The following is a 26,987-nucleotide window of genomic DNA, read 5'->3' on the forward strand; positions in this document are numbered from 1 at the left end:
TTATTAAAGGTTAATATAACCTTTATTCACTGCATTTGCCAAATTGTCAATTGAATAGTTATCTCTAACCAATTGATAAAGAGCCAATCCCTTTTGATTCAGGTTGTCTTCTTTCCAACTCATATAAGCATCATTAAGTGCTATCAGCAGTTGTTCTTCATTTTCTGAGTCGACTAACCATCCAGTATCAGGATTGATCAATTTATCCGTTGCCCCAACATCTGTGGCAATAACTGGACGACCATGAACAGCCGACTCCAAATAAACAGTTGGCAAACTTTCAGATTTAGACGTCAAAATTGAAACATCGCAACTTTCGTAATAATCACCAGTATTTTCTTTAAAACCAACGAAATCCACTTTATCAGAAATACCAAGCTCATGAGTCAAATTACGTAGTTGATCCATTAAAGGACCATCACCAACTAAAGTCAGATGATAATTGAATTTAACTTTACTCAAAGCATTCAATAACAACTTATGATTTTTAACCTCTACCAATCTGGCTACTTCCAATAAATTAAATACTGAATGCTTCTTAGGAAGTGGTTGTTCATCACTAAAATCGATAGCATTAAATACTTCTAGAGTTTTATCAGAATTTATCCCCAATGATTCAAAGTAAGACAACAAATTAGGATTGATATAAAAAAGTAAATCAGCACGTTTTAAAGCGTGTAAATTCAAATTAAACATGACTTTACCCTTGATCCCAGAAAAATCGATCCTTGGATCAGAATGAACGGTAATGACCCATTTAGCTTTTACCTTTTTATAAATTAACGACATTATAAAGTTAGCTCTTGGTCCATGCGTATGGACGATGTCAATGTGATTATTTTCGATATATGCAACTAAAGGTTTGAGAATAGATAAATCAAGCCTTCGCTTTTGAGGCATAACGGCAACATTAAGACCATTTTCACGTGCCATTTTAGCCACAGGACCTTCCTCAAAAGTTAAAAGACTTGCTTCTGTCTTGATCAACTTTTGTCCCTTCATTAAGTTCACAATATAGGTTCTTGCTCCACCGTCTTCGTTACCGGCATTTAAATGTAAAACCCTCATCAAGACACCTCTCAAATTAATTTCTCGTGTATAATGATAGCATGAAGTACACCCACTGAGAACTTTTTAACAAAGTAATAACGCAAAAAGGAGAACTAAATGCGTAAAAATAGAATAGACATACTTGGAACTAAATTTGATAACTTTACTGAGAAACAATTCCACAAATATTTGATCGATGATTTAGACGTTAAAAATAATCGTTTTATCGTAACACCTAATCCAGAAATAGTCCTTTCAGCACGTGAAAATCCTAAATTTTCTAACATCGTTAACGATGCGGATTATGTAATTCCTGATGGTATTGGAATCATAAAAGGAGCAAACTCACTGGGAACTCCAATGCATGGTCGAATCACTGGTTTTGATACTTTAATGTTTTTAATAAAAACTGCAAATAAACGTGGTTCAAAGGTTTATTTACTCGGATCCAAACCAGAAGTAATTGAAGCCAGTGCTAAGCGCATTAAAACTGAATTTAAGAACGTTGATTTAGTCGGCTACCACGATGGATATTTCAAAGACGATCAAAATATTGTTGTTGATATCGTTGATAAGAAGCCAGATATTGTTCTTGTAGCCTTAGGATCACCAAAGCAAGAATACTTTATAAATAAATACAAGGAATTAAATCCAGCAATTTGGATCGGCGTTGGTGGCAGTTTTGACGTATTTTCTGGTACTAAAAAACGTGCTCCTAAATTCATCCAAAAAATTGGTATGGAATGGTTCTACCGTCTAGCAAAAGAACCTTCAAGAATCGGACGTATGATGGCAATTCCAAAGTATATGCACCTTATAAAAAAGGAACGTAAAAATAAATAAAAATGTATCCACTCAAAAAACAGGCTCCATCAACCCAAAATCGGATTGATGGAGCCTGTTTTTCTTAATACGTAAATGACTTCTAATCTTCAACATCGATCGTATATGGATCTTCATTAGTCCTCATTAACAAACGAGCGTTGAACATCGCATATGCCAAAATAGAAACAAAATAGATACTTACAGATGGAGCTTCAATAACATGTCCTGTTAATAGTGCCATACCAAAACCTAAAGCTACACTGGCTACTAACATTGACCATTTAAATGACCACATATATTTGAATTTTCTAAAGAATGTACCAATTAGATAAATCAAACTATATATCAATGGTGCCAAATAAACGATAGCCCCTAAATAACCGAATTGGAACAAGATATCAATATAGTCCATTTCAACTAATTTAGCGTCTTTAACCTTCTTGAAGTTAGTTGCATATCCCATACCAAACATCTTTTGAGCAATATTGGCTTTAGAGAAATTGTGCGCCGCATTTTCAAAGTAAATTGTACGACCACTTAATAAGTAAGAAACGGTTTTGTTAGTCTCAACATATTTCTTTTGATCCTTATCCAATCCCTTTTTAGTCTTAGCTTGCTTCTTCTTATAGTGAATCATTTCAGTGTGCAACTCAGCAGTTCTTGAAACTGCCATAGCTGGATATGAAACGGCTATTCCACCAATAGTTAATGCCAAAAGTACAATTATTCCAGTAATAAGTTTTTTATCACGAGATCTGAACCATTGAACTATTGCTACTAATAAAGCAAAGCCAGTACCGAATATGATTGATAAGAATGAGCCCTTAGTACCTATTAAAAGAACCGAATAGATGGCTAAAACAATTGAGATCCAATAATAAATTCTTGTACCCGTGTTCAATTTCTTCAGTGCGTACCAAATCATGATAGGAAATGAAATTGAAACAATGGCACTTAATTCATTAGCGGCAAAGAACCAGCCACTTTCACCAAGTTTATAGTATGAATATGAACTGAAACTTGTATTTGTAAAGTGTGCAATAAGCATGATCAAACTGACGATATTTATTGCATAAAAAATAACTTTTGGAAAGAAACGATTTATAATTCTATCTTCTGCTAACTCTTCAAACGCATATAGATATGCAAGTAACATTATTGGATAGTAAAAACTCTTGGCTAGAGTAGTTATTTCAAGTGATGGAACAAATAAAGTTTTTGACTTGTAATTAATGACTAAACTTATTACTGCCATTAAGGCAAGCAATACAAAATAACCAATAATAAAGAAACCCTTTTTATTATTACGATTTAAAATTAAGTAGATCAATATATAGAATACTGTTAAAACCATGACGATCATTCTGATAAAAATACCAAAAGTCACATCCATGTGCATCCTAAGCATTCCCCCAGTAAGCGCATCTAGTAGAGGTTGGAAAATAATATATAGAATCAAAAAGATACTATATTTCTTTATAAAGCTTTGCATAATTAACTCCCAGCTGAATATTTAAAAAAACGTTAGTTATATAGTAACCCAATTTCTTTGCTAAAAAAATAATTGGTACTATCTTTCAAGATAAAATTCAAAACGATCTCCTGCATACTGTGAACGAACATATTCAAAAGGTGTTCCATCATCTAAGGTAGTAATTTGTCTTAGTCTCAAAATTGCTGAACCACGTTTTACATTCAATAAAGTTGCAATTTTTTCTGAAGCAAGCATTGCAGATACAGTTTGACTAGCACTACCTAGTTTCAATCCAGCCTTATCTTCCAATGCCTTATACAATGATGAAGTTATATCATTTTTATCTAAATTATCAACAATCTTGATTGGAATGGTTGTTACTTCAAAACAAATCGGTTGTTTATCAGCATAACGGATACGTTCCATTCTCAAAATCTGTTCTCCATCAGATAATTTTAACTTTTCAATTTCACTCATTGAAGGATCTGCAGTGTGGTAGGAAACCGTCTTACTTGATGGTTTTTTGCCTTGTCCTTCAGTAATTTCTGTAAAACTAGTAGTTCCAGACATTTTCTCTTGAACTTTACTGCTGGCAACATACGTACCAGAACCCACTTGTCGTTGAAGTATTCCCTCATCTACAAGCGTTTGAATAGCCTGACGTAAAGTCATACGGCTAACGTTAAAATCCTCAGCTAGCTGCCTTTCTGAAGGAATACGTTCACCCACAGTCCATTTGCCTAGTTCAATTTCTTTTCTAATTCGGTTATGTATTTGAATATAAACTGGTACCTTCATGGTAAGCTCCCCTTCTCACGATGAGATTTTAATTCATTATACAGTAAAATTGGTCTAGATTAAAAAAAGGACCGATATAATCGGTCCTTTTTAGGTATTGGGTTAGCTGGATTCGAACCAGCGCATGATGGAGTCAAAGTCCATTGCCTTACCGCTTGGCTATAACCCAATAAATGGAGGGGAGTGGATTCGAACCACCGAACCCGAAGGAGCGGATTTACAGTCCGCCGCGTTTAGCCAGACTTCGCTACCCCTCCGTGTCATTACTCGACTTAATAATATTACCTAAAATTAGTTTGTTTTTCAAGTGGTGAAATGACTTTTTTAATAGAAATACTGGTTGGGGTGGGGGCGCATTAAATTTTGAGTAATTTCACCTGTTGTGCGACCGACTTCAGCCAAGGTCTGAAGTCTCAATTTGAAGCTTTGCCATGCAAATCTTCAAATCGTCGGTGGAGTAAGAACGGTAACCCGCCGTTCAACTCCACTTTCACAACTGGTTACATTACTCAAAATTTAAAGCTTATTTATTTTTAGAATGCATAGACATTTCACAAACAACCCTAGCCAGCGGGTGCGAGGAAATCGATCAGCAGTGAAAATTCCGTTGGAACGTCACAGACGTACCTACGGAATGGACGAATTTCAAGATTTGCGAAGCAAAGCTCGAAATCGAGGACTCAGACCTCGGCTGAGTCCGGTCCCACTGCAGATCGATTCTCCTCGCACCCACTGGCGGCAGAAAGAAACAAAAAAAGCCATCCCTACCATATAAGTAGAAACGACTTCAAAATAATCAATAATTTTAGTTAACACCTTGCATCAATGGTTTGATCTTAGGTACTAATAAGGCCAAGATAATTCCGGCTACTAATGTTACAGCACCTGTGATACCAAAGAACATGATTTCGTTAGCAGGGTTTCCTGGTTCGAACAACTTAACTAATTGAGCATTAGCAGCTTGTCCAGCTGAATCTGCTAAGAACCACATACCCATCATTTGAGATGCGAATGCCTTTGGAGCTAGTTTTGTTGTAGCTGACAAACCAACTGGAGAAATCAACATTTCACCAATTTCAATGATTCCCCAACTCAATACTAACCAAAGTGGGCTAACTTTTCCGTTTGAACTCAATCCCATCAAAGGAATGATAATAACGAAGTATGAAACAGCTGTAAATACAAGTCCGATCCAGAACTTAGATGGTGAAGAAGGTTGTCTCTTACCTAATTTCAACCATAACCAAGCAAAGATTGGTGAGTAGATAATGATAAAGAATGGATTAAGCATCTGGAATTGTGGAGCAGATAGATTTAATCCGGCAAAGTTCAATTGTGTTTGTTCAGCAGCAAATAGTGCTAAAACAACTGAACCTTGTTCCTCAATTGCCCAGAAAATAGCTGCGGCAATGAATAATGGGATATAAGCAATAACACGTGATCTTTCAACCTTAGTAACCTTTTTACTTGTAAGCATTACTACAAAATAACCAACTGGTAATAAAATACCTAAGGCACTAAGAATGTTGATAAAGTTATCAACTGTTAATGAATTTGTAAATGCCATAACGATAACTACGATAACTATAGCAATAATTACATAAATAGCTCTTCTGATAAATTTAGTACGTTCAGCACCGTTAAGTGGATCTGGAGCTTGGAAACTTTCTTTAGGTAGATATTTACGGCCGTCAAACCAGTAAACAATAAGTCCAAAGAACATACCAATAGCAGCCAATGAGAAACCAGCATGGAAACTGAAGTGATGCCACATTGAGTTAACTGCTTGTGGAGCAATCAATGAACCAAGGTTAATACCCATAACGAAGATACTGAAACCAGCATCACGACGAGTATCTTGTTCGGTATATAGTCCACCAACCATTTCGGATACGTTTGGCTTCAATAAACCAGTACCAATGGTAATAAGACCAATAGATACGAATAATCCTGTTTGACCAAGAGGTAGTGATAAAGCGATATGACCAAACATGATCAATACACCACCCCAGAATACGGTTCTTCTAGGTCCCATAAATCTATCACTAATAATACCGCCGACAACACTGGACATATAAACTAATGATCCATAAATCGACATAACAGATGCGGCTGTAACTTGGTTCATACCAAGTCCACCCTTATCTATTGCATAGTACATATAGAACAGCAAGATGGCACGCATACCGTAGTAACTGAATCTCTCCCAAAATTCAGTAAGGAATAGCGTTCTCAAGCCAAGAGGTTGTCCGAAGAAACCTCGATTCTTCTTTTCTTCCATTAAAAATTCTCCTTACATTACAACAATGATGTAGTAAATATTAAACCCAACTTTGTTTAATGTCAAAAGTTTTTTAATATAAACCTTTAAATTGCCTATATAACAACAAAAAAAAATAAGAGTCTTCTAACTTGAGACTCTTATTTCGTTAATTATTTTCTATGTTTAAATGCCATCGTAGCATTAACAGCTTCTTTCCAGCCAGCATACAAATTATCACGAACTTCATTTTCCATTTTTGGCTCGTAAACATCCCCAGACTGATAATTCTTCTTGATATCGTCAATATCTTTCCAATATCCAGAACCCAGTCCAGATAAAAATGCAGCTCCTAATGAAGTTGTTTCTAGTTCTTCAGCCCTTTGTAATGGAATGTCTAAAATATCTGCTTGAAATTGCATTAGATATTCATTTGCAGTAGCTGCTCCATCAACTTTTAAAATATCGATTGGGGTTTTAGAATCTGAACTCATCGTATCTATAATATCTTTTGTCTGATAGGCAATGGCTTGGAGGGTAGCTTTAATAAAGTCATCTTTATTAGTCCCACGTGTTAATCCAAAGACTGTACCATGTGCTTTGTCATCCCAGTATGGAGCACCTAAACCTGAAAAAGCAGGCACTACATATACTTCGTCACGACTTGTTGATCTCATGGCAGCTTGTTGTGTATCTGGCGTTCGTTTAATGATTCTTAAATCATCACGTAGCCATTGTAATGCGGCTCCAGCAACAAACACACTACCTTCAAGTGCATAATTTATTTTACCATTTATACCATAAGCAATGGTCGTCAGCAAGTTATTATCAGACAGCGCAGGAACTTCACCCGTGTTCATCACAACGAAGGCTCCAGTTCCATAAGTATTTTTAACCATACCTTTATCAAATGCCATTTGTCCGATCAATGAAGCTTGTTGTGATCCAGTCATACCAGTAATTGGAATCTCTGAACCATAAAAATGGTAACTCTTAGTGGTACCAAATAATTCAGAGTTAGATCTGACTTCAGGCAACATACTTTTAGGGATATTAAACAACTTTAATAAATCATCATCCCAAGTAAGGTCATTGATGTTATATAACATTGTTCGACTTGCATTTGCATAGTCAGTTAAAAAGCTCTCACCATCAGTTAATTGCCACAACAACCATGTATTGATAGTCCCAAATAATAACTCACCTTTTTCGGCACGTTCTTGAGCACCTTCAACATGGTCCAAAATCCAGCGAACTTTAGTAGCTGAAAAATATGGACTAACGATCAAGCCTGTCTTTTGATGAATTTCATCTTTGTAACCTTCATCAATGATCTTGTTGGCCAAACTGACAGTTTGTCTTGATTGCCAAACAACAGCATTATGAATTGGCAAGCCAGTATTCTTATCCCAAACAACAGTAGTCTCACGCTGACTAGCGATACCGATGGACTTAATTTGTTTTGGTTTAATTCCAGATTCGATCAAAGCTGTAGCTATAGTAGTTTGGACAGCATTCCAAATTTCAGAAGCATCATGTTCTACCCAACCTGGATTAGGCAAAATCTGACGAATCGGATGACGTGCTGCAGCAACTTTTCTACCGTTATGATCAAAAATCATGGCTCTGGCCGTAGTTGTCCCCTCATCGATTGCTAAAATGTACTCTTCGTCCATCTTGATTCCCTCCAAATATAGCTACATTGGTTTATGCTTAAATTTTCTTGTAGCACTAACTGCTTCTTGCCAACCTTCATATAAGTAGTCGGCACGTTCTTTTTTCATTTCTGGATTAAATGTTGCACCAGTTGCATATTCTTTTTTGATTTCGTCGATATCTTTCCAATATCCTACCGCTAAACCAGCTAAAAAGGCAGCACCTAATGCTGTTGTTTCCAAATCTTTAGCACGTTGTACTGGTGTTTGTAATACATCAGCTTGAAATTGCATTAGATACTTATTATTAGCTGCTCCACCGTCAACTTTCAAGGTTGGAATATCAATTCCAGTATCTTTTTTCATAGTATCAATAACATCACGTGATTGATATGCAAGTGATTGTAAAGTAGCTTTAATGAAATCTTCACGACTAGTTCCACGTGTTAATCCAAAAACAGCTCCACGAGCATCAGAATCCCAATAAGGTGCCCCAAGTCCTGTAAAAGCAGGAACAACATAAACTTCATCATCATCACGTGATGACATTGCGGCATCTTCTGAATCAGGTGCTGAATCAACTAACTTCATAGCGTCACGTAGCCATTGAATAGCAGAGCCCGCCACAAAAATGCTACCTTCAAGAGCATAGTAAACTTTACCATTAATTCCATAACCTATTGTCGTTAATAAATTATTATCAGAAATTTGTGGTTTTTCACCAGTATTCATAACGATGAAGGCACCTGTACCATAAGTATTTTTAACCATACCAGGTTCAAAAGCCATCTGTCCAAATAAGGCAGCTTGTTGGTCACCGACCATACCTGAAATTGGAACTTCAGACCCGTAGAAATGATATCCCTTAGTTTTTGCATAAACTTCTGAGTTAGGACGAGCTTCTGGAAGCATTGCTTTTGGAATATTCAAAACTTTCAATATTTCATCATCCCATTTAAGATCATGAATATTAAATAACATCGTACGACTGGCATTAGAATAATCAGTCACATGTGCAGCTCCACCCGATAACTTCCATAATAGCCAACTATCGATCGTTCCAAATAAAAGCTCACCATTTTCAGCTCGTTCTTGCGCACCATCAACATGATCCAAGATCCAACGTATTTTTGTAGCAGAAAAATATGAATCAATCAAAAGACCAGTTTTTTCATGGATCATTTGATCGTATCCATCCGCTTTTAATTTATCGGCAATACTTGTAGTCTGTCTACTTTGCCAAACAATTGCGTTATAAATTGGTAAACCAGTATTCTTATCCCAAATAACTGTTGTTTCACGTTGATTAGTGATCCCAATACCAGATATCTGATGAGGTTTAATTCCTGATTCAATAAAGACATTTGCTATTGTTGACTGAACTGCATTCCAAATTTCATTTGCATCGTGTTCTACCCAACCAGGTTCTGGAAAGTGTTGAGTAAACTCACGTTGTGCATCAGCAACTTTGGCTCCCTTTTTATCAAAAATGATTGCCCTCGTGCTAGTTGTTCCTTCATCTATCGCCATAATGTAATCTGTCATCAATCTACCTCGAGTTATTATTGTAAGCGTTTCATAACAAAATATTATAACATTTTGTGAATTTTACAAAATTATATGATTAATCTTCCAGTTTAGGATCAATCTTTTTCTTGATTACTAAAAAGATTCCAAACAATACTATTGAAATAATAGTTATGATCCAGCCAATTTTTAAGCCAGGAACTTCATATTTCAAAATTATTTTATGATAACCCTTATCTAAATCTATTGCCGTTAAATTTCCAACAACTTTATAAGTTTTGATTCTCTTACCATTATCAAATGCTTTCCATCCTTTATCATACGGAATTGAGAAAAGCATTGGAGAAGATTTTTTAACATTAATATCACCACGGACAGTATCGTGATTCAATCTAGAAGTTATATTCAATGAATTTTGTCTAATATTATTCTTCGACTGATTAAATTCACTGGCATCTAAAGTTTGAAAATAGCTTGGATCATATTCTAATGGCTGCTTTGTCCTTATATCTACACTAAGCTTTTCACCTGAATCATAGTTTCCCAAATCGATAACCATTGCCGTATTGATCAAAACTGGCATCTTGATTTTCTTACCATTAACGTAAACTTTAGAACTAACATAATTTATCGGCGAAGTATATAGATACAATTCTCCTGTTGCTGAAGTAGTCAAATAATATTTATAAAGATGCTTCTTGCCTGATTTTACCTTGGTCCATTTATTTATCTTAGCATTCTTATAATACTCTTTATTGTTTCCATTGATTGCTTGCCAAAGTCTATTCTGATTATCCAGTGCTCGATTGGACATCAACTGAAAATCATAAATATCTGGACTAGCTAAAAATCCCAGACTTGGAGAATTATAGTCAGTTTCAACTTCATAAGAATGACTCCATTGACCAATATCATCATCAACACCAAACAAAGTATTAGTAAGATTTGTTCCACCGATATAGCTGATTCGGCGCACATTCCTACTAAAATACCCTAGTTTATTCATCGTCTCTAAAGTATCCTGACTCAAAGTTGAACTATAAAGACTTAAACCATTGATATTAAATAAAATTGGATCGTTATAATTGTTGTACTGTTCAGGAAAAGCTTTATTTAAACCAGATTTAGAGACAATTACTCTATGTCCTATTTCACTATTTCTCTTAACATCTGTAAGAACATCCGCCTCTAACTTGTACTGCTTTTGATATACGCTTTGACTACCGAAGCCAGCTGTATCAATAACAGAAACAAAGTTTGCGCCTACTTCAAAAGCAACCATAAATAATAATATAACGCCGAAATATTTATTTTTACCATATAAATAAACGAACGTCCCTGTAACAGCGATACATATCAAAGTCAGAGAAAAATAATAAATATTATATTCATTGTCAGGGGTGCCAAATCCCATCTGTTTAATAAGCTTTGGTATCATCCATTCCGTCAAATATCCAATACAAATCAAAAGAGCCGCTGTACAACTGGCAGAAATGACCGTATTGATATCTTTGAATACTCCGGCAGAGAATGCTTTATGTGCTATAAAAATACATATGAAAGAAAAAATAAAGCTATTTCTAAATGGAAATCCCGCTGGATTTTGAAACATATGCCAAACTGTATTAAATGTTGTGACAAACATGCTCAACAACAAAACTCCAATTAAAAAGAAAGCATGTCCCTTATCTTTTTTAGTAATACGTCCACTAAAGAAATATCCCAACAATAAGATAAGGACTGTTGAGGTCATAAAAACTGATGGTCCATGGTGTAATCTTTGGGCAAAAGTATTACCGCCAATTCCCAACTGTGTAAAAGCTTCAAATCCAAAACGTGCTGATGGCAAATAATTAAACAAATCAAAAGACGTCTTCGCTGTCTTCATCATGCCAGCAAAAGTCGGGATCAAAACAAAAGCTGCACTCATCCCAGCTAATATAGAAGAAATAAGAAAATTGCGAATAATTACAACGCGATTCTTTTTTTGTAAAAGGTCTCGTTCTAATGCCAAATAAATAAAGAAGCACACTGAGAAAATACAAAGCATATATCCCAGGTAATAATTGAAAACTATCGCAAAAAATAAAGAAATGTAATAAAGCAGGACTTTATTTTTTTCGATGAGTTTCAACAAACCACAAGCCACTAATGGCAGCATAATCAACGCATCTAACCACATCAAGTCATAAAAGTATGACGCTACAAATCCGCAAAATGAATATGCAATTGTAAATAGATAATTAGAATAGCGTGTATTTTTAAAATACTTTGCCAAAAAATATGCCATGGTCAAACCCATGGTCGATATTTTCAACATGATTATAATATCCGCTGCAATAGGAACTCTTGAACTGGTAAAAAATACCAGCAATAAGTTAAATGGAGATAAAAGATAGTAGCTTATTATTGGAAAGAAATTATCTCCAAGTGATTGACTGAATAAATAAAGATGTATATTGCCAGTTACTAGCTGACGTCTCAACTCTGTCAAAAAAGCAATATACTGAGTACCTAAATCACTAGTTAAAAAATTTCCGTCACCAAATGGAACTAATCCGACATAGTAAAAAATTGCCGAGATCAAAAATAAATTAATAAAAAAGGCCATTAAATAATATAAAACATTGTGTTTTCGCATAAAAACTCTCCTAGTGAATTGCCCATTCAAATCATAGGGAATATTTTGAATAAAGGCAAACAAAAAGAGAGTGTAAAAAAGGTGGTCTGCCACCGGAACATAGCCTAGAATCACGAATGATTGATAGCATCAATCGTTTGTGGTTCTGGGCTATGTGGAAGGTTGCAACCTTTTTTACACGTTTAGGCAATAAAAATTTGAAAACACAAAAAAGGCCTGCTTACGCAAGCCATCTAACATAATTTTTCTCATATTTTCTACCTCATAAAGTCTGTTTTAATTGAATAATTTTTTATCATTGTGGGATTTAATCAACTTGCCACAAACCGCTGCAACAGCTGACAAGCTAGTTAATACTAAAAATGGATGCTTTTTCATAAACATCACCTCTTTCTTAATAGCCTTAATTGACTATGTGTACATAATAGCGCCAAGGTGTGAAATTAAAAGTTTGAAAGTTTGAAAAAAGTTTGAAGAGTACAAAAAATAGAGTGTGACAAAAGGTTGCAACCTTTTGTGACGCGTTTAGGCAATAAAAGGTTGAAAACTAAAAAAAGGGAGTGACTTATGTCACATCCCCAAAATTATTTATTCATTAACTTTGCTATCTGCTTTAGCCACAGCAGCTCCTGCTAATGCACTTACATAGTTAACTGGTTTGTCATAGTTTGGTTGGAATAAGAAATCAACCATTGATAATTCATCAATCGTAACTTTCTTTTGGATTGCTAATGAAAGTAAGTTAGCTGATTGAGAAACATCATACATACTTGTCAAAGCACCACCTAAAACAACTCGTGTTTCAGGATCCCAAACTAGATTCATCAAAACAGGAGTAGTTGTAAGCATGAATTCAGGACGGTAGTTATCTTCAAGACTTACTGATTCTACCTTTTTGTTTAAAGCTTTTGCATGGACGGCAGTTAAACCGCTGGCAGCGTACGTTCTGCCAAACAATTCAACGGCTGAACTAGCTTGTGTTCCCATATATTTAACAGTATCTTTTTCAATATTTGCGCCAACCAAAATACCTTGACGTACTGAATTAGTTGCCAATGGGATATATTGGTTGTCATTTGTTGGATTGTAATGAACTGAAGCAGCATCCCCAGCTGAAAATACATCAGGTTTACTTGTATGCATATATTCATCAACAATTAAAGCACCATTTGGAAGTGTTTCAAATTCGTCTTTGAACATATCTGTATTAGGACGGAATCCAACACACATAACAGCAATATCAGCTTTATATTCATTCTTATCTGTTTTAACGATCACACCATCAGCAGTTTCTTCAAATGATTGAACTTTCTCGCTCAATCCTAAAGTTACATTATTATCCTTGTAATCTTGTTCGGCGATTGCTGACATATTTGGATCTAAGTTTTTAGCCAAAACATCAGGAAGTGCATCTATCAAAGTTGTTTCTTTGCCAAGAGTTGCATACCCTTCAGCAAGTTCAGCACCAATATATCCGGCACCAATAACGATAGCACTCTTAATATCACTAGCATTTTCCTTTAATTCGTTGGCGTTAATCCAATTTTTACATAATTTGACCTTATCTGAGTCAATTCCAGGAATATTAGGAATGATTGGAGCAGATCCAGTAGTAATAACTAACTTGTCATAATCTTGTTCAAATGTTTCACCTGATTCAAGATTCTTAACTGATAATTTTTTATTGTCAAAATCAACATTAGTTACATCATGTTTCATATACATGTTTGCGCCCAATTTAGCTAAATCGTCTGGGCTTGAGTAAAACATCTTGTTAGGATCAGAAACTCGATCACTGACCCATAATGCAATACCACATGATAGGAAAGATAAATTATCATTACGTTCAAAAACTGATACTTCCCAGTCTGGGTGATCCTTTAAAATATTCATTGCTGAAAATGTTCCTGCGTGTGTACAACCAATAATACTTACTTTCATATTCGTCTACCATCCTTTGTGACAACATTAACTAATTGATTACTAAGAATTTTAACGCAATAGAAAGCGCTTTACAAGTAAAATACTTAAAAAAGTTATATTTTTTATTCCAACAAAATGTAAAGAAGAGAATGCTGATATACCGGCATTCTCTTCTTAGAATAAAAATAAATTAATTTGTATTTTTCTCGATTATCGAAAAAATATAATATTTCTGATTTTTAGCACAGACTTACTTATATTATGCTATAAAAGTCGTTGTTTGTGATTTTAAAAACAAATAAATATTTTTATCAAAAATGACTGTAATTGTTTAAACATCTGTTATATACTGTGGTTGTGAAAGGGAAAAGACAGTGAGTGTCATGCAATTCCTTCCTTTTATTAAAGAAAAAGAATATCAATGATATCATCCTCAATATCATTAAATATTTCTCAATCACCATAAACAGAAAATTGCCCCCCTCAAACAATTTTCCAATGAATATAAAAGATTTTGTCAGTTCCCATTTCCCATTCCAAAGTTTATTAATAGAATGCTTTCATTCATTAATAAAATCCCTCTCTATTTTGACACATGGAAACCTCACATACACTCACACACTTGACCCGGACACTACTGGTAATACGCCGAATAAACCCATTATCCCAAGAAATGGGTTTATTTTTTTGTCTAAATTTATTTTTGCCTTTTCAAACACGATTAATTGAATGATACAATAGATAAGTGTTTTTAAGAGGTGGTAAATATATATGAACAATGAAATCAAATATATCGTAGATGAATTGGGAATCATTTATGATTTTTATCAAGATCAATTTAGTCTAAAACGTATTAAAACTTATATCTTAAGTATGCCTGAAGGAAGCAAAATTATTACAGTCTCTGCTGGTAAAGTTCCTATATATGATCATGAAGTGGTTTTACCGATTGCTGAATTTAATGACCACACTGACTCTGTTAGCTTATTGCAAGTTAATCATACAATGATCAATAGTCGTTCATCTGAAATTATAGCTGAAGATTCAAACCGCATTATTGATCTGGTAGATCGTTTAATTAAATTGATTGAACCAAAATAATATTGATACAAAAAAAATCTGGCAAATGCCAGATTTTTTAATATAGTTTTGCAACTTGTTCTTGAACCGTTTCATGATTTAAGAACTCATCATATGTAGTATCAGAACGATCAACAATACCTTTAGGACTTACTTCAATAATTCTATTAGCAATTGTTTGAATAAACTCATGATCGTGAGATGTGAAAATAATACTTCCCTTAAAGCTAACTAAACTATCATTTAAAGCTGTAATTGATTCCAGATCCAAATGATTTGTTGGATCATCTAATAATAGAACATTTGCCTTACTCAACATCATCTTGGATAACATGGCACGGATTTTTTCTCCACCAGACATGACATCTACTTCACGATTAACATCATCCCCAGAGAATAGCATCTTACCAAGGAATCCACGCAAGAATGTATTATCATTTTCTTCTTTAGAAGCAAATTGACGTAACCAATCTATAACAGACATTTTGTTTTCAGCAAAATAATCATTAACATTTTTTGGCAAGTAAGTAGTACTTGCAGTTTGGCCCCAAATCACTTCTCCACTATCTGGTTTGATTTCTCCTGAAATAACTTGCATCAATATAGTAGTAGTTAAATCATTTCTACTAATGAAAGCAACTTTTTCGTTAGGACGAAGTGTCAAATTGACATTATCTAAGATCTTAACGCCATCAATTGATTTAGAAACATTTTTTAACTGTACTAAATCCTTGCCTAGTTCTCTTTCAGGATTAAATTTAATGAATGGATACTTACGAGAAGATGGCTTGATATCATCCAAAGTTATCTTCTCTAATTGTTTTTTACGAGAAGTAGCTTGCTTTGATTTAGAAGCATTAGCACTAAATCTGGCAACGAATTCTTGTAATTGTTTAATTTGGTCAGCTTTTTTAGCATTAGCATTGGCTTGTAATTGAGCCGCTAATTCACTAGATTCCATCCAAAAGTCATAGTTACCAACAAATAGAGTAATCTTTCCACGGTCAACATCACACATATGTGTACATACTTGATTCAAGAAATGTCTATCATGGGATACGACGATAACAGTGTTTTCGTAATCAGCTAAAAAGTTTTCCAACCAACTGATTGACTTAACGTCAAGACCATTAGTAGGCTCATCTAGTAATAATACGTCAGGTTTGCCAAACAATGCTTGTCCTAACAATACCTTAACCTTTTGAGGTTCAGTTAATTCACTCATTGGTACTTGGTGAAGTGACTCATCGATTCCTAATGCTTGCAACATTTGGCTAGCTTCGGCTTCAGCTTCCCATCCGCCCATTTCACCGAATTCTGTTTCCAATTCGGCGGCACGAATACCATCAGCATCATTAAAATCTGGTTTTAAGTAGATGGCATTTTTTTCAGTCATGATTTTATATAATTTCTCATGACCACGAATCACAGTATCCATCACTAAGTTATCCTCAAAAGCAAAGTGATCCTGATTTAGACTGGACATACGCTCGTTAGGACCCATCGAAACAGTTCCAGTAGTTGGTTGAAGATTTCCTTCAATTATTTTTAGGAAAGTTGATTTACCAGCACCATTGGCTCCAATGATTCCGTAACAATTTCCCGGAGTAAATTTTAGATTAACGTCTTCATATAGCTTTCTATCTGAGAATTGCATACTGACATTATTGACGGTTAACATGAACAATACCACCTTTTTCCGCATAAAAAAACAACGTGTCAAGGAAACGGCGACGTTGGTTTCAGCTTATTTTTTAATTGACATATTTGGGTAGCTTAACATAAAACGCCATAACAAGCAATCTAGGTGGCGTTTTGAGAATTGTTGACTTTTTGGGTTTGTCAGGATTTTAGAGTACTTTTTCTACTATATTAAAACGGGCTCCGATGAGATCTTTCTGTGCTACTAAGACAAAACTTCATCGGAAAATTTTTACGTACCCTTGTTTATTGATCTAACATATTATTCTCTGCTACCTAAACGGGCTCCGATGGGACAACTTTCTGCACTGCTAAAGCAAGCTTTCATTGGAGAATTTCCACGTACCTTTATTTATTGATCTAATTTATTATTTTCTGCTACCTAAACGGGCTCCGATGGGACAACTTTCTGCGCTTGCTACGACATGTACTCATGGCGATACCGCCATGGGTACTTATCTAGGCAATGCTCAAAAGCTGAACGTCCCATCGGAGCCCTCTTTTTATGCCAGTTGCAGGATTTGAACCTGTGACCGCCGGTTTACGATACCGATGCTCTACCAACTGAGCTAAACTGGCAAAATAAAAAGATTACACCTACTAGATGTAATCTTATCACCTAGGCAGATCCTAAGTATTTTTGTACTCCGGATGTCAGACTCGAACTGACGACACCCTGATTAACAGTCAGATGCTCTACCAACTGAGCTAATCCGGAATAATTCAATAATTGTTTTTCAACAACTATTAAATTTTATCAATCTGTTAAATAAACGTCAATATCTATTTAGCATTTTCCTTGGTAATTTTAGTAACTCCACCCATATATGGTACTAATACGTCAGGGATCGTAACTGAACCATCTTCATTTTGGTAGTTTTCCAAAATAGCAGCAACGGTTCTACCACAAGCTAGACCTGAACCATTCAATGTGTGAGCTAACTTTGTCTTTCCATTTTCATCACGATAACGAATTTGTGCACGACGTGCTTGGAAATCTAGACAGTTTGAACAACTTGAAACTTCACGATACTTGTTTTGTGCAGGTAGCCAAACTTCAAGATCGTATGTCTTTGTTGAACTGAAACTTGCGTCACCACTTGAAAGTACGATTACGTGATATGGAAGGTTCAACTTCTTAAGAATGTTTTCAGCGTTAGCTGTCATGCTTTCCAATTCATCAAATGAACTTTCTTGATCTGTAACTTTGACCATTTCAACTTTGTTGAATTGGTGCATTCTGATCAATCCACGTGTATCACGTCCGGCACTACCTGCTTCAGAACGGAAACTTGGTGATAATGCAGTAACTTTTTCAGGTAATTGTTTACCATCAATAATCTTTCCAGCAAAGTAGTTTGTTAAAGGAACTTCGGCTGTAGGAATCAATGTTAGAGGATTTTCATCGACCATAACGGTGTAGACATCTTCAGTAAACTTAGGGAATTGACTTGTACCAAACATAGCTTCGTTATTTACCAAATATGGAGGAATAACTTCTGTATAGCCTTCTTCATGATGTTGATCGAGCATGAAGTTATAAACAGCACGTTCTAGTCTTGCACCCATACCAATGTAATAAACAAAACGGCTACCTGAAACTTTAGCAGCTTGGTCAAAATCAAGAATTCCTAATTCTTCACCAATATCCCAGTGATGTTTTGGAGTAAAGCCTTCTTCTGGAATCTTACCCCATTTACGAATTTCTTTGTTAGTACTTTCGTCAGGACCAACTGGAACTGAATCATCAGGGAAGTTTGGAAGACGTACCAAGATATAGTTCATCTTATCGTTAACTTCTTCAAGTTTTGCATCAAGTGACTTAATATCAGCACCAACTTGTTGCATGTCAGCGATTTCTTGATCCGCGTTTTCTTTATTACGTTTCTTTTGAGCAATACTTTGAGAAACAGTATTACGTTTTTCCTTCAAAGTTTCTGTTTGAACTAATAAATCACGACGATTTTTATCCAAATCTAGTAGTTCATCAACTTCCTCATTGGGAATACTACGAGCAGCTAACTTTTCTTTTGCCCAATCAGGGTTTTGTCTAATCAACTTAATATCTAACATATTTTTCTCCTCCTACTAAAAAATGGCCGAAACATCCCTATAAAGGGACGAATCGACCATTCGCGGTACCACCCAGTTTCAATGCTTTCACATTGCACTTTCAGACTTTATCGGATCAACCCGAGCGGAATTACCCGTTGCCAGGACACTGGAATAGAAATCTTAACGATTCACACCGACCATCGTTTCTCTGAAAGATTCATGAGTAGGTATCCTATTAGCTTTAATATTTAAATCTATCATAAGTTAAAAGAATTTTATTTTCAACCAAATTTTAAAAATGATGATTCTTCTTTGTTTCAGCGACATCGATATCATCTAACTTAATAAACTTAGTCTTATGTCTAAGTTTGTAATACAACCAGCAAATAAATAAGATTATTAGTCCACTATAACTGATCAATAATCTTCCAACGTTGAAGTTAACAAGAGATCTGATATCTTGACCAATAATAATAACAATACCTAAAACAATTGCCAAAATAGGCCCAAATGGGAACCACTTTGCTTTGTACTTCAAATCATCCAATTCATATCCCTTATTTAGATAAGCTCTTCTAAATCTATAATGTGAAAAGGCAATTCCAAGCCATGCAATAAATCCTGTTAGACCACTGGCTGCAACTAGTAGTTCATAGAATGAATCACCATAAAAACTAGTTAAGAGTGCAGCTCCACCAACTAAAGCAGTTAACAATAATGAAAATACTGGAACACCATGATTATTAGTTCTTTCAAAAGCCCTTGGTGCCATACCTTGCTTACTCATTGACCAAAGCATACGACTAGCAGCATACAATCCTGAGTTAGCCGCTGAAATAACTGAAGTCAAGATAACAGCGTTCATAACGCCAGCAGCAAGCGGAATACCAACACGCTTAAAGACGATAGTAAATGGACTAATTGCAATATCTCCAGCCTCTGAACCTAACAAGTTAGGACTTGTATAAGGGATCAAAGCGCCAATAACGGCAATAGATAAAATATAAAATAGCAAAATTCTCCAGAAAACTTGTTTGATAGCCTTTGGAATACTCTTCTCAGGCGTAGCGGATTCACCGGCAGTAATACCGATCAATTCAGTTCCTTGGAAAGAAAAACCTGCAACAACGAAAACACTCAATACTGCCGGTATTCCACCAACGATTGGAGCTTTCTTATATGTATAATTTGATAAACCAACTGCTCCGTCTTGTCCTAAAATACCAAAAATTGTTAATGCACCAACAACTAGAAAGACGATAACAGCTGTAACTTTAATTGATGATAACCAATATTCTGTTTCACCAAATGAACCAACTGAAATTAAATTAATTACTAACAATACAATTAAGAACGACAAACTGATTTTCCATGAAGACCAGCTTGGGAACCAATACTTGATAACTAAAGAAATTGTCGAAAGGTCAACAGCTAATGTAATAGCCCAGTTAAACCAATAATTCCAACCTAAAGCAAAACCCATAGCTGGATCGATAAACTTTGTAGCATATGTAGCAAATGAACCAGAGACGGGCATGTAAGTAGCCATTTCGCCCAAACTGGTCATTAAGAAATAAACCATGATACCAATAGCAACATAGGCTATTAGTGCTCCCCCAGGACCGGCTGTTGAAATGGATGAACCACTAGCAACAAATAATCCTGTTCCGATTGAACCTCCCAATGCGATCATTGACAAATGACGAGTCTTCAACGACCGGTTGACATCTGTATTTTCCATATAATTCGTTTCCCCTTTTTGGATTAAAAAAAATCCTTATTACCAGAAGAAACTACTGACAATAAGGACTTTCGTATCCAAATGATCAATAGCTCAACGCAATTAAATTGCGACAGTCCGCTACTTATTAAGTAACGTCCCAACAAAACACACCATTAGGGGCGAGTTCGTTTCGGCAATTTCACCTTTTACATTTTTGTCAAAGTACCCTAACGTACTCGAAAAATGTGACTAATTGAAAATGCACCTCTATCTGATTACAAAACATTATAAATAAATGTTAACATAGTATCAAGTAGGTTATTAAATTCGTGTGTTTTAACTTCATTTTATTTGGGAGAATCAGATTATGTTAGAACAAGTATTTTTAGTGAGGCAAGAAGTTGAAAAGTACAACATGTTTACCGTAATTAAATCATTGCCTCCTCAAGAATTAAACTTAAGCAACATTGGTAATCGAATGGAATTTTCTTATCAAAAAATATACAACATTTTTCAAGCTCTGCTAAATGATTTGTTGGAATTAGTTCCCGACCTAGATCCGAAGGTAACAAAAATTGAAGCCATCGATTTCGACAAACTTTCTGTGGACAAATACCGTCTGTATTTGGTTGAGAATGCTATTGTTTTTCAAGCCTTTAATTATGGATTAACAAGTCCAAATCCTTCTTTAGAAGCCTTTAGTAACGACCACTTTACAAGTAAATCTATTTTGAACCGTAAAATGTCTAACTTTAGAATCTTCCTAAAAAACTTTGGCCTTAAGATCTCGAACTCTACCCTAGAAATCAAAGGCGATGAAAAAAACATTCGTTGGATGTCTTACTTTGTATATTGGCAGGTATATCACGGTCTAAAATGGCCATTTTCATTTATACAAGAAAATAACATCAAAAAAATTATTAATGACGCGAATATCCATTTTGATAATCCCATTGCTACACTTCAACTCGAATATCTGATTGCAATCTCACAAATAAGAATAACCAAACGTTGCTATATCAAAGATATGGGCAAATTTAATGAAGTTTTTGAAGACAAAGATATTGGCGGTCAAATTCTAAAACCTGAATTTTATACACTAGTACCGATCAATGCCTTGGATGAAGAAAATAAATTTATTAATCTCTTTAAAGAAGTAGTGTTTGAGGCTGGTGAGACCGACAGTGATAAACCGATTAACCTAAACTTCAAAATCAACTCTAAGTTCTATGGAATCGTCTATCGATTCGTTGATTTTCTCAAAGAGCGTTATAACGATGACATGAGTGTTTATCGTAACCAGAAGATTCTTACAAATATCATGACCTTCGTTACACGTGAAATAATCTTTTACTACATAATGGCACCTGATTCTTTAATTAGATGGAGCCATTATGATGATTCTCCTGAAGATACAAAAGAGTACACTTCGTTATACCAAGATGTTTACGAGTTCTTTAGCAATGTTGATTCTGAAAAATACCCAGGTGTTTATAACGCCGCTGAAAATATTGCTAGAGACTTGTTCAAGGTTCTCCCAAGTTATATTTCTACAATTAAAGAGAGCGATATTATCCACGTCAAATTATTGGCTGATCCCGGTAATCCGATTGAAGCCGTTATTTCTAGAAATATCCGTTCGCTAGACTTCGCTGAAATTGTACCAATCACTACTTACGAGAATGTCGATGTCTTGATAACAACACTTGATATATTCCCAACTAAAGAAGAATTAAAGAAATACCCAGATAGTTTGGTAGTTATGCCTTGGGATATATCTTCAACTAGATCAGATTATATTTATCTTATGATTAGACTCAATAAAATTTATGTAGCTAAACTAAAGAGCAAAGTTGATAAGATGAAGAAAAAACGTAAAAAAGTAAAATAATAAATAAAAATACCGCATGTAATCACATTTGATTACGTGCGGTATTTATTTTTCCGTTGAGATTTTAATTAAGCTGACCAATTTAAAAATCAATGATCTAACTATATCTATCAGGTAGCAGGCTAGCATTATTAACAATACTACACCAAGACCATTTATATTTACCTGAACTAAGTTGTTTAATTCTCTAAAATAAAAATTTCTCCACAAAACTTTTAAGACGAATACATTTTGAGTAATTAAATACACAGAAAACATATGTCTAGCCACTTGATTGAATAAAACATGAAATCCTGGTTTGAGGTTGATAAAAATCAAGAATAATCCAAAAGCCGCAAGTAAAGCAAAGATTCCCGTATAAATATTTGTAAAACGATCTCTAGTCAATTGAATTTGATAATACATGATTATGTAGATAACTACTGTGTTTATTGTGAATAACACAAAGCCAATCAAAAAGTTCCACCAATTTCTGTGGATAAATTTTGAAACAAAGGCTCCAAATAAATAAGCTGTTAATAAAATACCCAATCCAACCGATTCCGAAGCAATATTATTATCAACAAGTGGAAAAATACCACAAATTGTGGACATTATAACTAACAAATATCCAAATTGCTTTTTAGTCAAGTTTTGAATCGATCGATTGATAAAGGGAATCAATAACATTAAAATCACATATCCACTGACAAACCAATATTGATTGAATGTCACAGGCATTAGTGATTGCCAGAGTTTATTTGGTTTGACTGGACTTTGCCAATTAATAGCTAATACTAAAAATAAAATACTGTAAAAATATACTTCTGCATATACTTTCAAAGTTTTTTTGATGGATCTATTAATTGAAATATCCCTCGTTCCTAAATAAAAGCCTGTGATCATCACAAATACATAAACACCTATATCTCCTAAAGGTAAATAAAAAAGTGACCAAAAGGCCGACCACAAATTATTGTGAGCGATCAAATAGTCACTTCGTCCACCCTGCGCCCAGAGACTAAAGTGATGCAACGTAATAAAAAGCATACTTATTATTCTAAGTAGCTCAATATTTGAATTTCTTGTTTTTCTCATAATTTACTTTCTGCGACGGGTTGATTTTCCGTGTTTTGAATTTCCATCGTTTCTTTGTGAGTAATATAGATACATCCACAATGCGACAGCTATCAATATAACAATTCCTACAAGGATAATGATCCATTGGAAGTTGTTTTGTTTAGCTGGTTGAGTTTGTTTTTCAACTTGCTTTACATCAGTCTTAGATACACTGATCGTCTTAGTAAACGTCTTTTTAAAGCCATTCTTACCGGTTAAAGTGATTTTAGCCTTATAAGTCCCGGCAGTGAAATCGTCGATTGGAATAAAGTAATCAAACTGTGAATTAGGTGCTATCTGTAAATTCTTAGCATGATACTTTAAATCTCTAGAATTATGTTTGATATTTGACTTGATTTTAACATCATTAATATTGATTGGCGCCGTATTATCCATTCTGAAAGCTATTCCCTTACTACCTGAAACAGCTTTTGGAAAGGCATCAGTCATGTGCATATCCGGATTTACAGCGTCATCTTTAGAACGTAAAACGACACCTTTAACATAACGGACTTGATTTTGAATGTTCAAATTCTTTGATTTAGTTGGCGATACATTAGCAATAGTTGTTACACCACCTAGAATAATTCCCTTGTATTCTTTATCAGGTGATTTAACTTTGAAGCTAACTTCCTTAGATTCGCCTGCTTTTAAGCTTACAGTCTGTTTACGTGAACCTTCGACTAATGAGCTTAGTTCCGGTAAATCGTTCTTATACGTTGATTTATTGTATTTGTCATAGCCAATAGTTGCGGAATCAGCAGTATAAGCGTTATTTACTTCAGCAGTAACCTTAATGCTCTTGCTACCAGTATTGAAAATGATGATTTTCAAAGTTTGATCTTTGTTAGGTTCTACTTTCAAATCAAAGTAAGATTCATTCTTATCTATTTGATTGTCAGGCAAAACCGATTGAATCGAATACGATTTGTCTCCTGCTGCTTCTACTTTTGTTGTTTGATTAAGCAAAGGTATAGCAAATATAAACATTGATAAAAATACTATGAGTTTTTTCATGTCTAACTCCTGTTCTGATACCAAATTCCCCAAAAAATAAATACTATTAATGTTACTAGAACACCACTAATTAAGATATATGTCAAAGTCTTATCGTAAATTAAATTACGAGACTTAGAGTTTATCTTATTAGCGTCACTTTGAGATATTTTATAAGTCTTATGGAAATTCCAAACAGTCTTCCCACTTCTTGCTACACCATTCATCTTATAAGTACCAGGTGCAATAGGTGTTTGATTTTGATTGAAATCAATTGGAACCTTGGAATTAGGTGCAATCTTTGGATAACGAAGATCGGCAATCATCTTCTTAGGGCCTAAATTAAAACGATCAAGCCAGCTTTGACGCTTTACAGTCATATGAACTACAACGTTTTTCATTAGACCAGGCTGATCATTTTGTAGATTGACATACATATGCGGTTGATAGTTTTGAACGCCTAATGTTAGATTGTAGGCTTTTAGAATACCACCTACGGCTTTGTTGTCACCGGTTATCCATACGGGGACATTGGCAGTACCGTTGTAGTTACTTGTACTCTCATAAATATTAAAGCCACCAATAATTAGTCCCTTTACCTTATGTTTTGGTAACTTAACTTTAAATGTTAAATCCTTAGTTTGATTAGCTTTAACGGATACTTTTTGTGTTTTAGTCATGCTTGCAAATGAATATTGCAAATCATAGTCTCCCTTTTTTACCATATCAGTAAAAACCAATTTTCCATCAGAAGAAGTTGTAGCATTTGTAGGTGCAACTATTAAATCAATAGTTGCGCTATTAAAATTACTTATTGATATTTTTAATTCTCTATTTTCCCCACCCTTGCTAATAATCTGAAAGCGATCAGTAATATCAGAATCGGATATTAGTGGCGTTACAGCAATACCTTTAATATCAGCTGAAACGCTAGTGGGATTTGCAATTATTCCTAAAATAAAACAGGTGAGAAATAATAAAATACATTTCAATCTCTTATTCATTTTTGTGCCCCATATTCTTTAATCTCTACACCTATGATAATACTAAAAAAGCCGTTCCAAGTCTTGGAACAGCCTTCTTTTTTTTAAATTAACGACGACGTCTTCTTGTTGGTTTATTTGGTGTATTACCATCATTATTCTTGTTATTATTTCTCTTTCCAAGATAAATACCTAGTCCTAGAATAATAGCAAGTAATAAAATACCAAGAAGAATATATAGCCACATGTAGTTAGGCTTGATACCCGCTAACTTGTTGTACTTAGCAGCTTGAGCATTTGTAATAGTAAAGTCTTTATTCAGTGTCCAACCTTTGATGTTATCACTGGTCTTATAAACTAACTTCAAATGATAGTTACCAGCCTTCATAGGTTTCTTACCCCATGAAATTGAATAATCATAATTTGAAGTTGGTGCAATAGATTGACCTGAGTGTGATTCAGTAATTTTAAAGCTCTTGTCATCTTTCTTAGTTACAGTTGCTTTAGAATCCATACTTGCAATGAAACCATTCTTTGAATTACGAACGTTTGCCTTAACACCTACTCTTTGTTTGCTAGAGTCAGGAACTAACGCGGGTTTAACAACATTTATCGCATATTTAGGATCCTGATTCTCACTAGACTTCTGGTGAATTTGAATAGGTATAGAATAACTGAATTTATTCTTAATCAATGTACCATTTGCACTAACAGTACCCTTAGCCTTTTCCTTATATGGTTTAACATTAAAACCACCCATAATGTAACCCTTAAAACTCTTCTTTGGTATTGTTAATGTAACCGGAATAATCAATTCTTTACCCGGATCAACAGTAGCAATAATATGATTTGGAGCAATTGCATCACGTGTTTGAATCTTTAAATTAGGATCCTTTACTTTAGTCCTATCGTAACCAGGCTGACCACTATTTGTTGTATATGCCGTATTAGCATTAATAACAAATCTACGTGTTTTCCCAGCCTTATTTATTACACCTATCTTGACTTGAACTTTTTGACCTGGATCTCCATCAATAACATAAGTACCATTATCAATATTAACTTCATCAGCACTAGCCTCTGGTTTAATAGAATATTCACCAGATGCAGCTTGGGCTGTTTGAATCGTTGCAAAACTTGAAATTATCAAGCCAAATATTGCAAAAAAAACGAATAGAGTTCTTTTAGATACTCTTTTCATAACAAATTCCTCCCACAGAATCTTAAAAATAACTTCTACTACATCATACAAAAGGGGTTGTGACATAACTCCACATTAAAAGAGCTCCAGTATAGAAACGTTCGGT

At 34.7% G+C, this 26,987-nt stretch carries 18 protein-coding genes, 4 tRNA genes and 1 riboswitch; of the genes, 3 read left to right on the plus strand and 19 right to left on the minus strand.

The window, feature by feature from the left end; genetic code table 11:
- Window positions 1–3 precede the first annotated feature (3 nt).
- On the minus strand, window positions 4–1,068 hold the full coding sequence (locus FC72_RS03040) for a glycosyltransferase (RefSeq protein ID WP_057764654.1): 1,065 nt from the start codon (window positions 1,066–1,068) through the stop codon (window positions 4–6).
- Window positions 1,069–1,167: 99 nt separating this feature from the next.
- On the opposite strand from FC72_RS03040, the gene FC72_RS03045 reads away from it, so the two are divergent.
- The gene (locus tag FC72_RS03045) at window positions 1,168–1,893 is read left to right on the plus strand and encodes a WecB/TagA/CpsF family glycosyltransferase (RefSeq protein ID WP_057764656.1); all 726 of its coding nucleotides are present in this window, start codon (window positions 1,168–1,170) and stop codon (window positions 1,891–1,893) included.
- Window positions 1,894–1,975: 82 nt separating this feature from the next.
- Here FC72_RS03045 and FC72_RS03050 read toward each other — a convergent pair whose 3' ends face one another.
- The 9 genes from FC72_RS03050 to FC72_RS03090 form a co-directional block, all read right to left on the minus strand.
- Entirely contained in the window at window positions 1,976–3,367 is a 1,392-nt protein-coding gene (locus FC72_RS03050; RefSeq protein WP_057764658.1) for an O-antigen ligase family protein, read from the minus strand.
- 78 nt (window positions 3,368–3,445) lie between these two features.
- Window positions 3,446–4,147: a GntR family transcriptional regulator gene (locus FC72_RS03055; RefSeq protein ID WP_057764660.1), complete on the minus strand. Its 702-nt coding sequence runs from the start codon at window positions 4,145–4,147 to the stop codon at window positions 3,446–3,448.
- 97 nt (window positions 4,148–4,244) lie between these two features.
- A tRNA-Gln gene (locus tag FC72_RS03060) sits at window positions 4,245–4,316 on the minus strand.
- Window positions 4,317–4,321: 5 nt separating this feature from the next.
- A tRNA-Tyr gene (locus FC72_RS03065) sits at window positions 4,322–4,404 on the minus strand.
- A gap of 548 nt (window positions 4,405–4,952) precedes the next feature.
- Window positions 4,953–6,428 carry a peptide MFS transporter gene (locus FC72_RS03070; protein WP_057764662.1) on the minus strand — a complete coding sequence of 492 codons (1,476 nt, stop codon included), beginning with the start codon at window positions 6,426–6,428 and terminating at the stop codon, window positions 4,953–4,955.
- A gap of 152 nt (window positions 6,429–6,580) precedes the next feature.
- A complete protein-coding gene (gene glpK / locus FC72_RS03075) occupies window positions 6,581–8,083 on the minus strand; it encodes a glycerol kinase GlpK (RefSeq protein ID WP_057764664.1) in 1,503 nt (500 codons plus the stop codon).
- Window positions 8,084–8,104: 21 nt separating this feature from the next.
- Window positions 8,105–9,607: a glycerol kinase GlpK gene (gene glpK / locus FC72_RS03080; RefSeq protein ID WP_057764666.1), complete on the minus strand. Its 1,503-nt coding sequence runs from the start codon at window positions 9,605–9,607 to the stop codon at window positions 8,105–8,107.
- 79 nt (window positions 9,608–9,686) lie between these two features.
- Window positions 9,687–12,230: a YfhO family protein gene (locus FC72_RS03085; protein WP_083480735.1), complete on the minus strand. Its 2,544-nt coding sequence runs from the start codon at window positions 12,228–12,230 to the stop codon at window positions 9,687–9,689.
- A gap of 588 nt (window positions 12,231–12,818) precedes the next feature.
- Entirely contained in the window at window positions 12,819–14,171 is a 1,353-nt protein-coding gene (locus tag FC72_RS03090; RefSeq protein WP_057764668.1) for an FAD-dependent oxidoreductase, read from the minus strand.
- A gap of 753 nt (window positions 14,172–14,924) precedes the next feature.
- On the opposite strand from FC72_RS03090, the gene FC72_RS03095 reads away from it, so the two are divergent.
- Window positions 14,925–15,254: a hypothetical protein gene (locus tag FC72_RS03095; RefSeq protein ID WP_057764670.1), complete on the plus strand. Its 330-nt coding sequence runs from the start codon at window positions 14,925–14,927 to the stop codon at window positions 15,252–15,254.
- Window positions 15,255–15,291: 37 nt separating this feature from the next.
- Here the strand turns inward: FC72_RS03095 and FC72_RS03100 are convergent, their stop codons facing one another.
- The 5 genes from FC72_RS03100 to FC72_RS03120 all read right to left on the minus strand — a co-directional run bounded on the left by FC72_RS03100 (window position 15,292) and on the right by FC72_RS03120 (window position 20,730).
- The gene (locus tag FC72_RS03100; protein WP_057764672.1) at window positions 15,292–16,914 is read right to left on the minus strand and encodes an ABC-F family ATP-binding cassette domain-containing protein; all 1,623 of its coding nucleotides are present in this window, start codon (window positions 16,912–16,914) and stop codon (window positions 15,292–15,294) included.
- Between the two features lie 526 nt (window positions 16,915–17,440).
- A tRNA-Thr gene (locus FC72_RS03105) sits at window positions 17,441–17,513 on the minus strand.
- A 66-nt stretch (window positions 17,514–17,579) separates the two neighbouring features.
- Window positions 17,580–17,652, minus strand: a tRNA-Asn gene (locus FC72_RS03110).
- A 65-nt stretch (window positions 17,653–17,717) separates the two neighbouring features.
- Window positions 17,718–19,007: a serine--tRNA ligase gene (gene serS / locus FC72_RS03115; RefSeq protein WP_057764673.1), complete on the minus strand. Its 1,290-nt coding sequence runs from the start codon at window positions 19,005–19,007 to the stop codon at window positions 17,718–17,720.
- Window positions 19,008–19,281: 274 nt separating this feature from the next.
- Complete coding sequence (locus tag FC72_RS03120; protein ID WP_057764674.1) at window positions 19,282–20,730, minus strand: amino acid permease; 1,449 nt, start codon at window positions 20,728–20,730, stop codon at window positions 19,282–19,284.
- Between the two features lie 81 nt (window positions 20,731–20,811).
- A riboswitch (Lysine riboswitch) is annotated at window positions 20,812–20,990 on the minus strand.
- Window positions 20,991–21,079: 89 nt separating this feature from the next.
- On the opposite strand from FC72_RS03120, the gene FC72_RS03125 reads away from it, so the two are divergent.
- Window positions 21,080–22,603, plus strand: a complete 1,524-nt coding sequence (locus tag FC72_RS03125; RefSeq protein WP_057764676.1) for a helix-turn-helix domain-containing protein — start codon at window positions 21,080–21,082, stop codon at window positions 22,601–22,603.
- A gap of 45 nt (window positions 22,604–22,648) precedes the next feature.
- Here FC72_RS03125 and FC72_RS03130 read toward each other — a convergent pair whose 3' ends face one another.
- The 4 genes from FC72_RS03130 to FC72_RS03145 all read right to left on the minus strand — a co-directional run bounded on the left by FC72_RS03130 (window position 22,649) and on the right by FC72_RS03145 (window position 26,881).
- A complete protein-coding gene (locus tag FC72_RS03130) occupies window positions 22,649–23,680 on the minus strand; it encodes an acyltransferase family protein (RefSeq protein ID WP_083480736.1) in 1,032 nt (343 codons plus the stop codon).
- Between the two features lie 3 nt (window positions 23,681–23,683).
- Window positions 23,684–24,718 carry a DUF916 domain-containing protein gene (locus tag FC72_RS03135; protein ID WP_057764680.1) on the minus strand — a complete coding sequence of 345 codons (1,035 nt, stop codon included), beginning with the start codon at window positions 24,716–24,718 and terminating at the stop codon, window positions 23,684–23,686.
- Between the two features lie 2 nt (window positions 24,719–24,720).
- Window positions 24,721–25,701: a WxL protein peptidoglycan domain-containing protein gene (locus FC72_RS03140; protein ID WP_057764682.1), complete on the minus strand. Its 981-nt coding sequence runs from the start codon at window positions 25,699–25,701 to the stop codon at window positions 24,721–24,723.
- 88 nt (window positions 25,702–25,789) lie between these two features.
- Window positions 25,790–26,881, minus strand: a complete 1,092-nt coding sequence (locus FC72_RS03145) for a DUF3324 domain-containing protein (RefSeq protein WP_057764684.1) — start codon at window positions 26,879–26,881, stop codon at window positions 25,790–25,792.
- Window positions 26,882–26,987 lie beyond the last annotated feature (106 nt).

Source organism: Companilactobacillus tucceti DSM 20183 (genome assembly GCF_001434665.1).
GTDB classification, from domain to species: Bacteria; Bacillota; Bacilli; order Lactobacillales; family Lactobacillaceae; genus Companilactobacillus; species Companilactobacillus tucceti.

What these genes read in the sequence shown, in the direction of transcription:
- FC72_RS03040 (WP_057764654.1), bottom strand. Translation starts at nt 1,068, where the DNA reads ATGAGGGTTTTACATTTAAATGCCGGTAACGAAGACGGTGGAGCAAGA.
- FC72_RS03045 (WP_057764656.1), top strand. Translation starts at nt 1,168, where the DNA reads ATGCGTAAAAATAGAATAGACATACTTGGAACTAAATTTGATAACTTT.
- FC72_RS03050 (WP_057764658.1), bottom strand. Translation starts at nt 3,367, where the DNA reads ATGCAAAGCTTTATAAAGAAATATAGTATCTTTTTGATTCTATATATT.
- FC72_RS03055 (WP_057764660.1), bottom strand. Translation starts at nt 4,147, where the DNA reads ATGAAGGTACCAGTTTATATTCAAATACATAACCGAATTAGAAAAGAA.
- FC72_RS03070 (WP_057764662.1), bottom strand. Translation starts at nt 6,428, where the DNA reads ATGGAAGAAAAGAAGAATCGAGGTTTCTTCGGACAACCTCTTGGCTTG.
- glpK (WP_057764664.1), bottom strand. Translation starts at nt 8,083, where the DNA reads ATGGACGAAGAGTACATTTTAGCAATCGATGAGGGGACAACTACGGCC.
- glpK (WP_057764666.1), bottom strand. Translation starts at nt 9,607, where the DNA reads ATGACAGATTACATTATGGCGATAGATGAAGGAACAACTAGCACGAGG.
- FC72_RS03085 (WP_083480735.1), bottom strand. Translation starts at nt 12,230, where the DNA reads ATGCGAAAACACAATGTTTTATATTATTTAATGGCCTTTTTTATTAAT.
- FC72_RS03090 (WP_057764668.1), bottom strand. Translation starts at nt 14,171, where the DNA reads ATGAAAGTAAGTATTATTGGTTGTACACACGCAGGAACATTTTCAGCA.
- FC72_RS03095 (WP_057764670.1), top strand. Translation starts at nt 14,925, where the DNA reads ATGAACAATGAAATCAAATATATCGTAGATGAATTGGGAATCATTTAT.
- FC72_RS03100 (WP_057764672.1), bottom strand. Translation starts at nt 16,914, where the DNA reads ATGTTAACCGTCAATAATGTCAGTATGCAATTCTCAGATAGAAAGCTA.
- serS (WP_057764673.1), bottom strand. Translation starts at nt 19,007, where the DNA reads ATGTTAGATATTAAGTTGATTAGACAAAACCCTGATTGGGCAAAAGAA.
- FC72_RS03120 (WP_057764674.1), bottom strand. Translation starts at nt 20,730, where the DNA reads ATGGAAAATACAGATGTCAACCGGTCGTTGAAGACTCGTCATTTGTCA.
- FC72_RS03125 (WP_057764676.1), top strand. Translation starts at nt 21,080, where the DNA reads ATGTTAGAACAAGTATTTTTAGTGAGGCAAGAAGTTGAAAAGTACAAC.
- FC72_RS03130 (WP_083480736.1), bottom strand. Translation starts at nt 23,680, where the DNA reads ATGAGAAAAACAAGAAATTCAAATATTGAGCTACTTAGAATAATAAGT.
- FC72_RS03135 (WP_057764680.1), bottom strand. Translation starts at nt 24,718, where the DNA reads ATGAAAAAACTCATAGTATTTTTATCAATGTTTATATTTGCTATACCT.
- FC72_RS03140 (WP_057764682.1), bottom strand. Translation starts at nt 25,701, where the DNA reads ATGAATAAGAGATTGAAATGTATTTTATTATTTCTCACCTGTTTTATT.
- FC72_RS03145 (WP_057764684.1), bottom strand. Translation starts at nt 26,881, where the DNA reads ATGAAAAGAGTATCTAAAAGAACTCTATTCGTTTTTTTTGCAATATTT.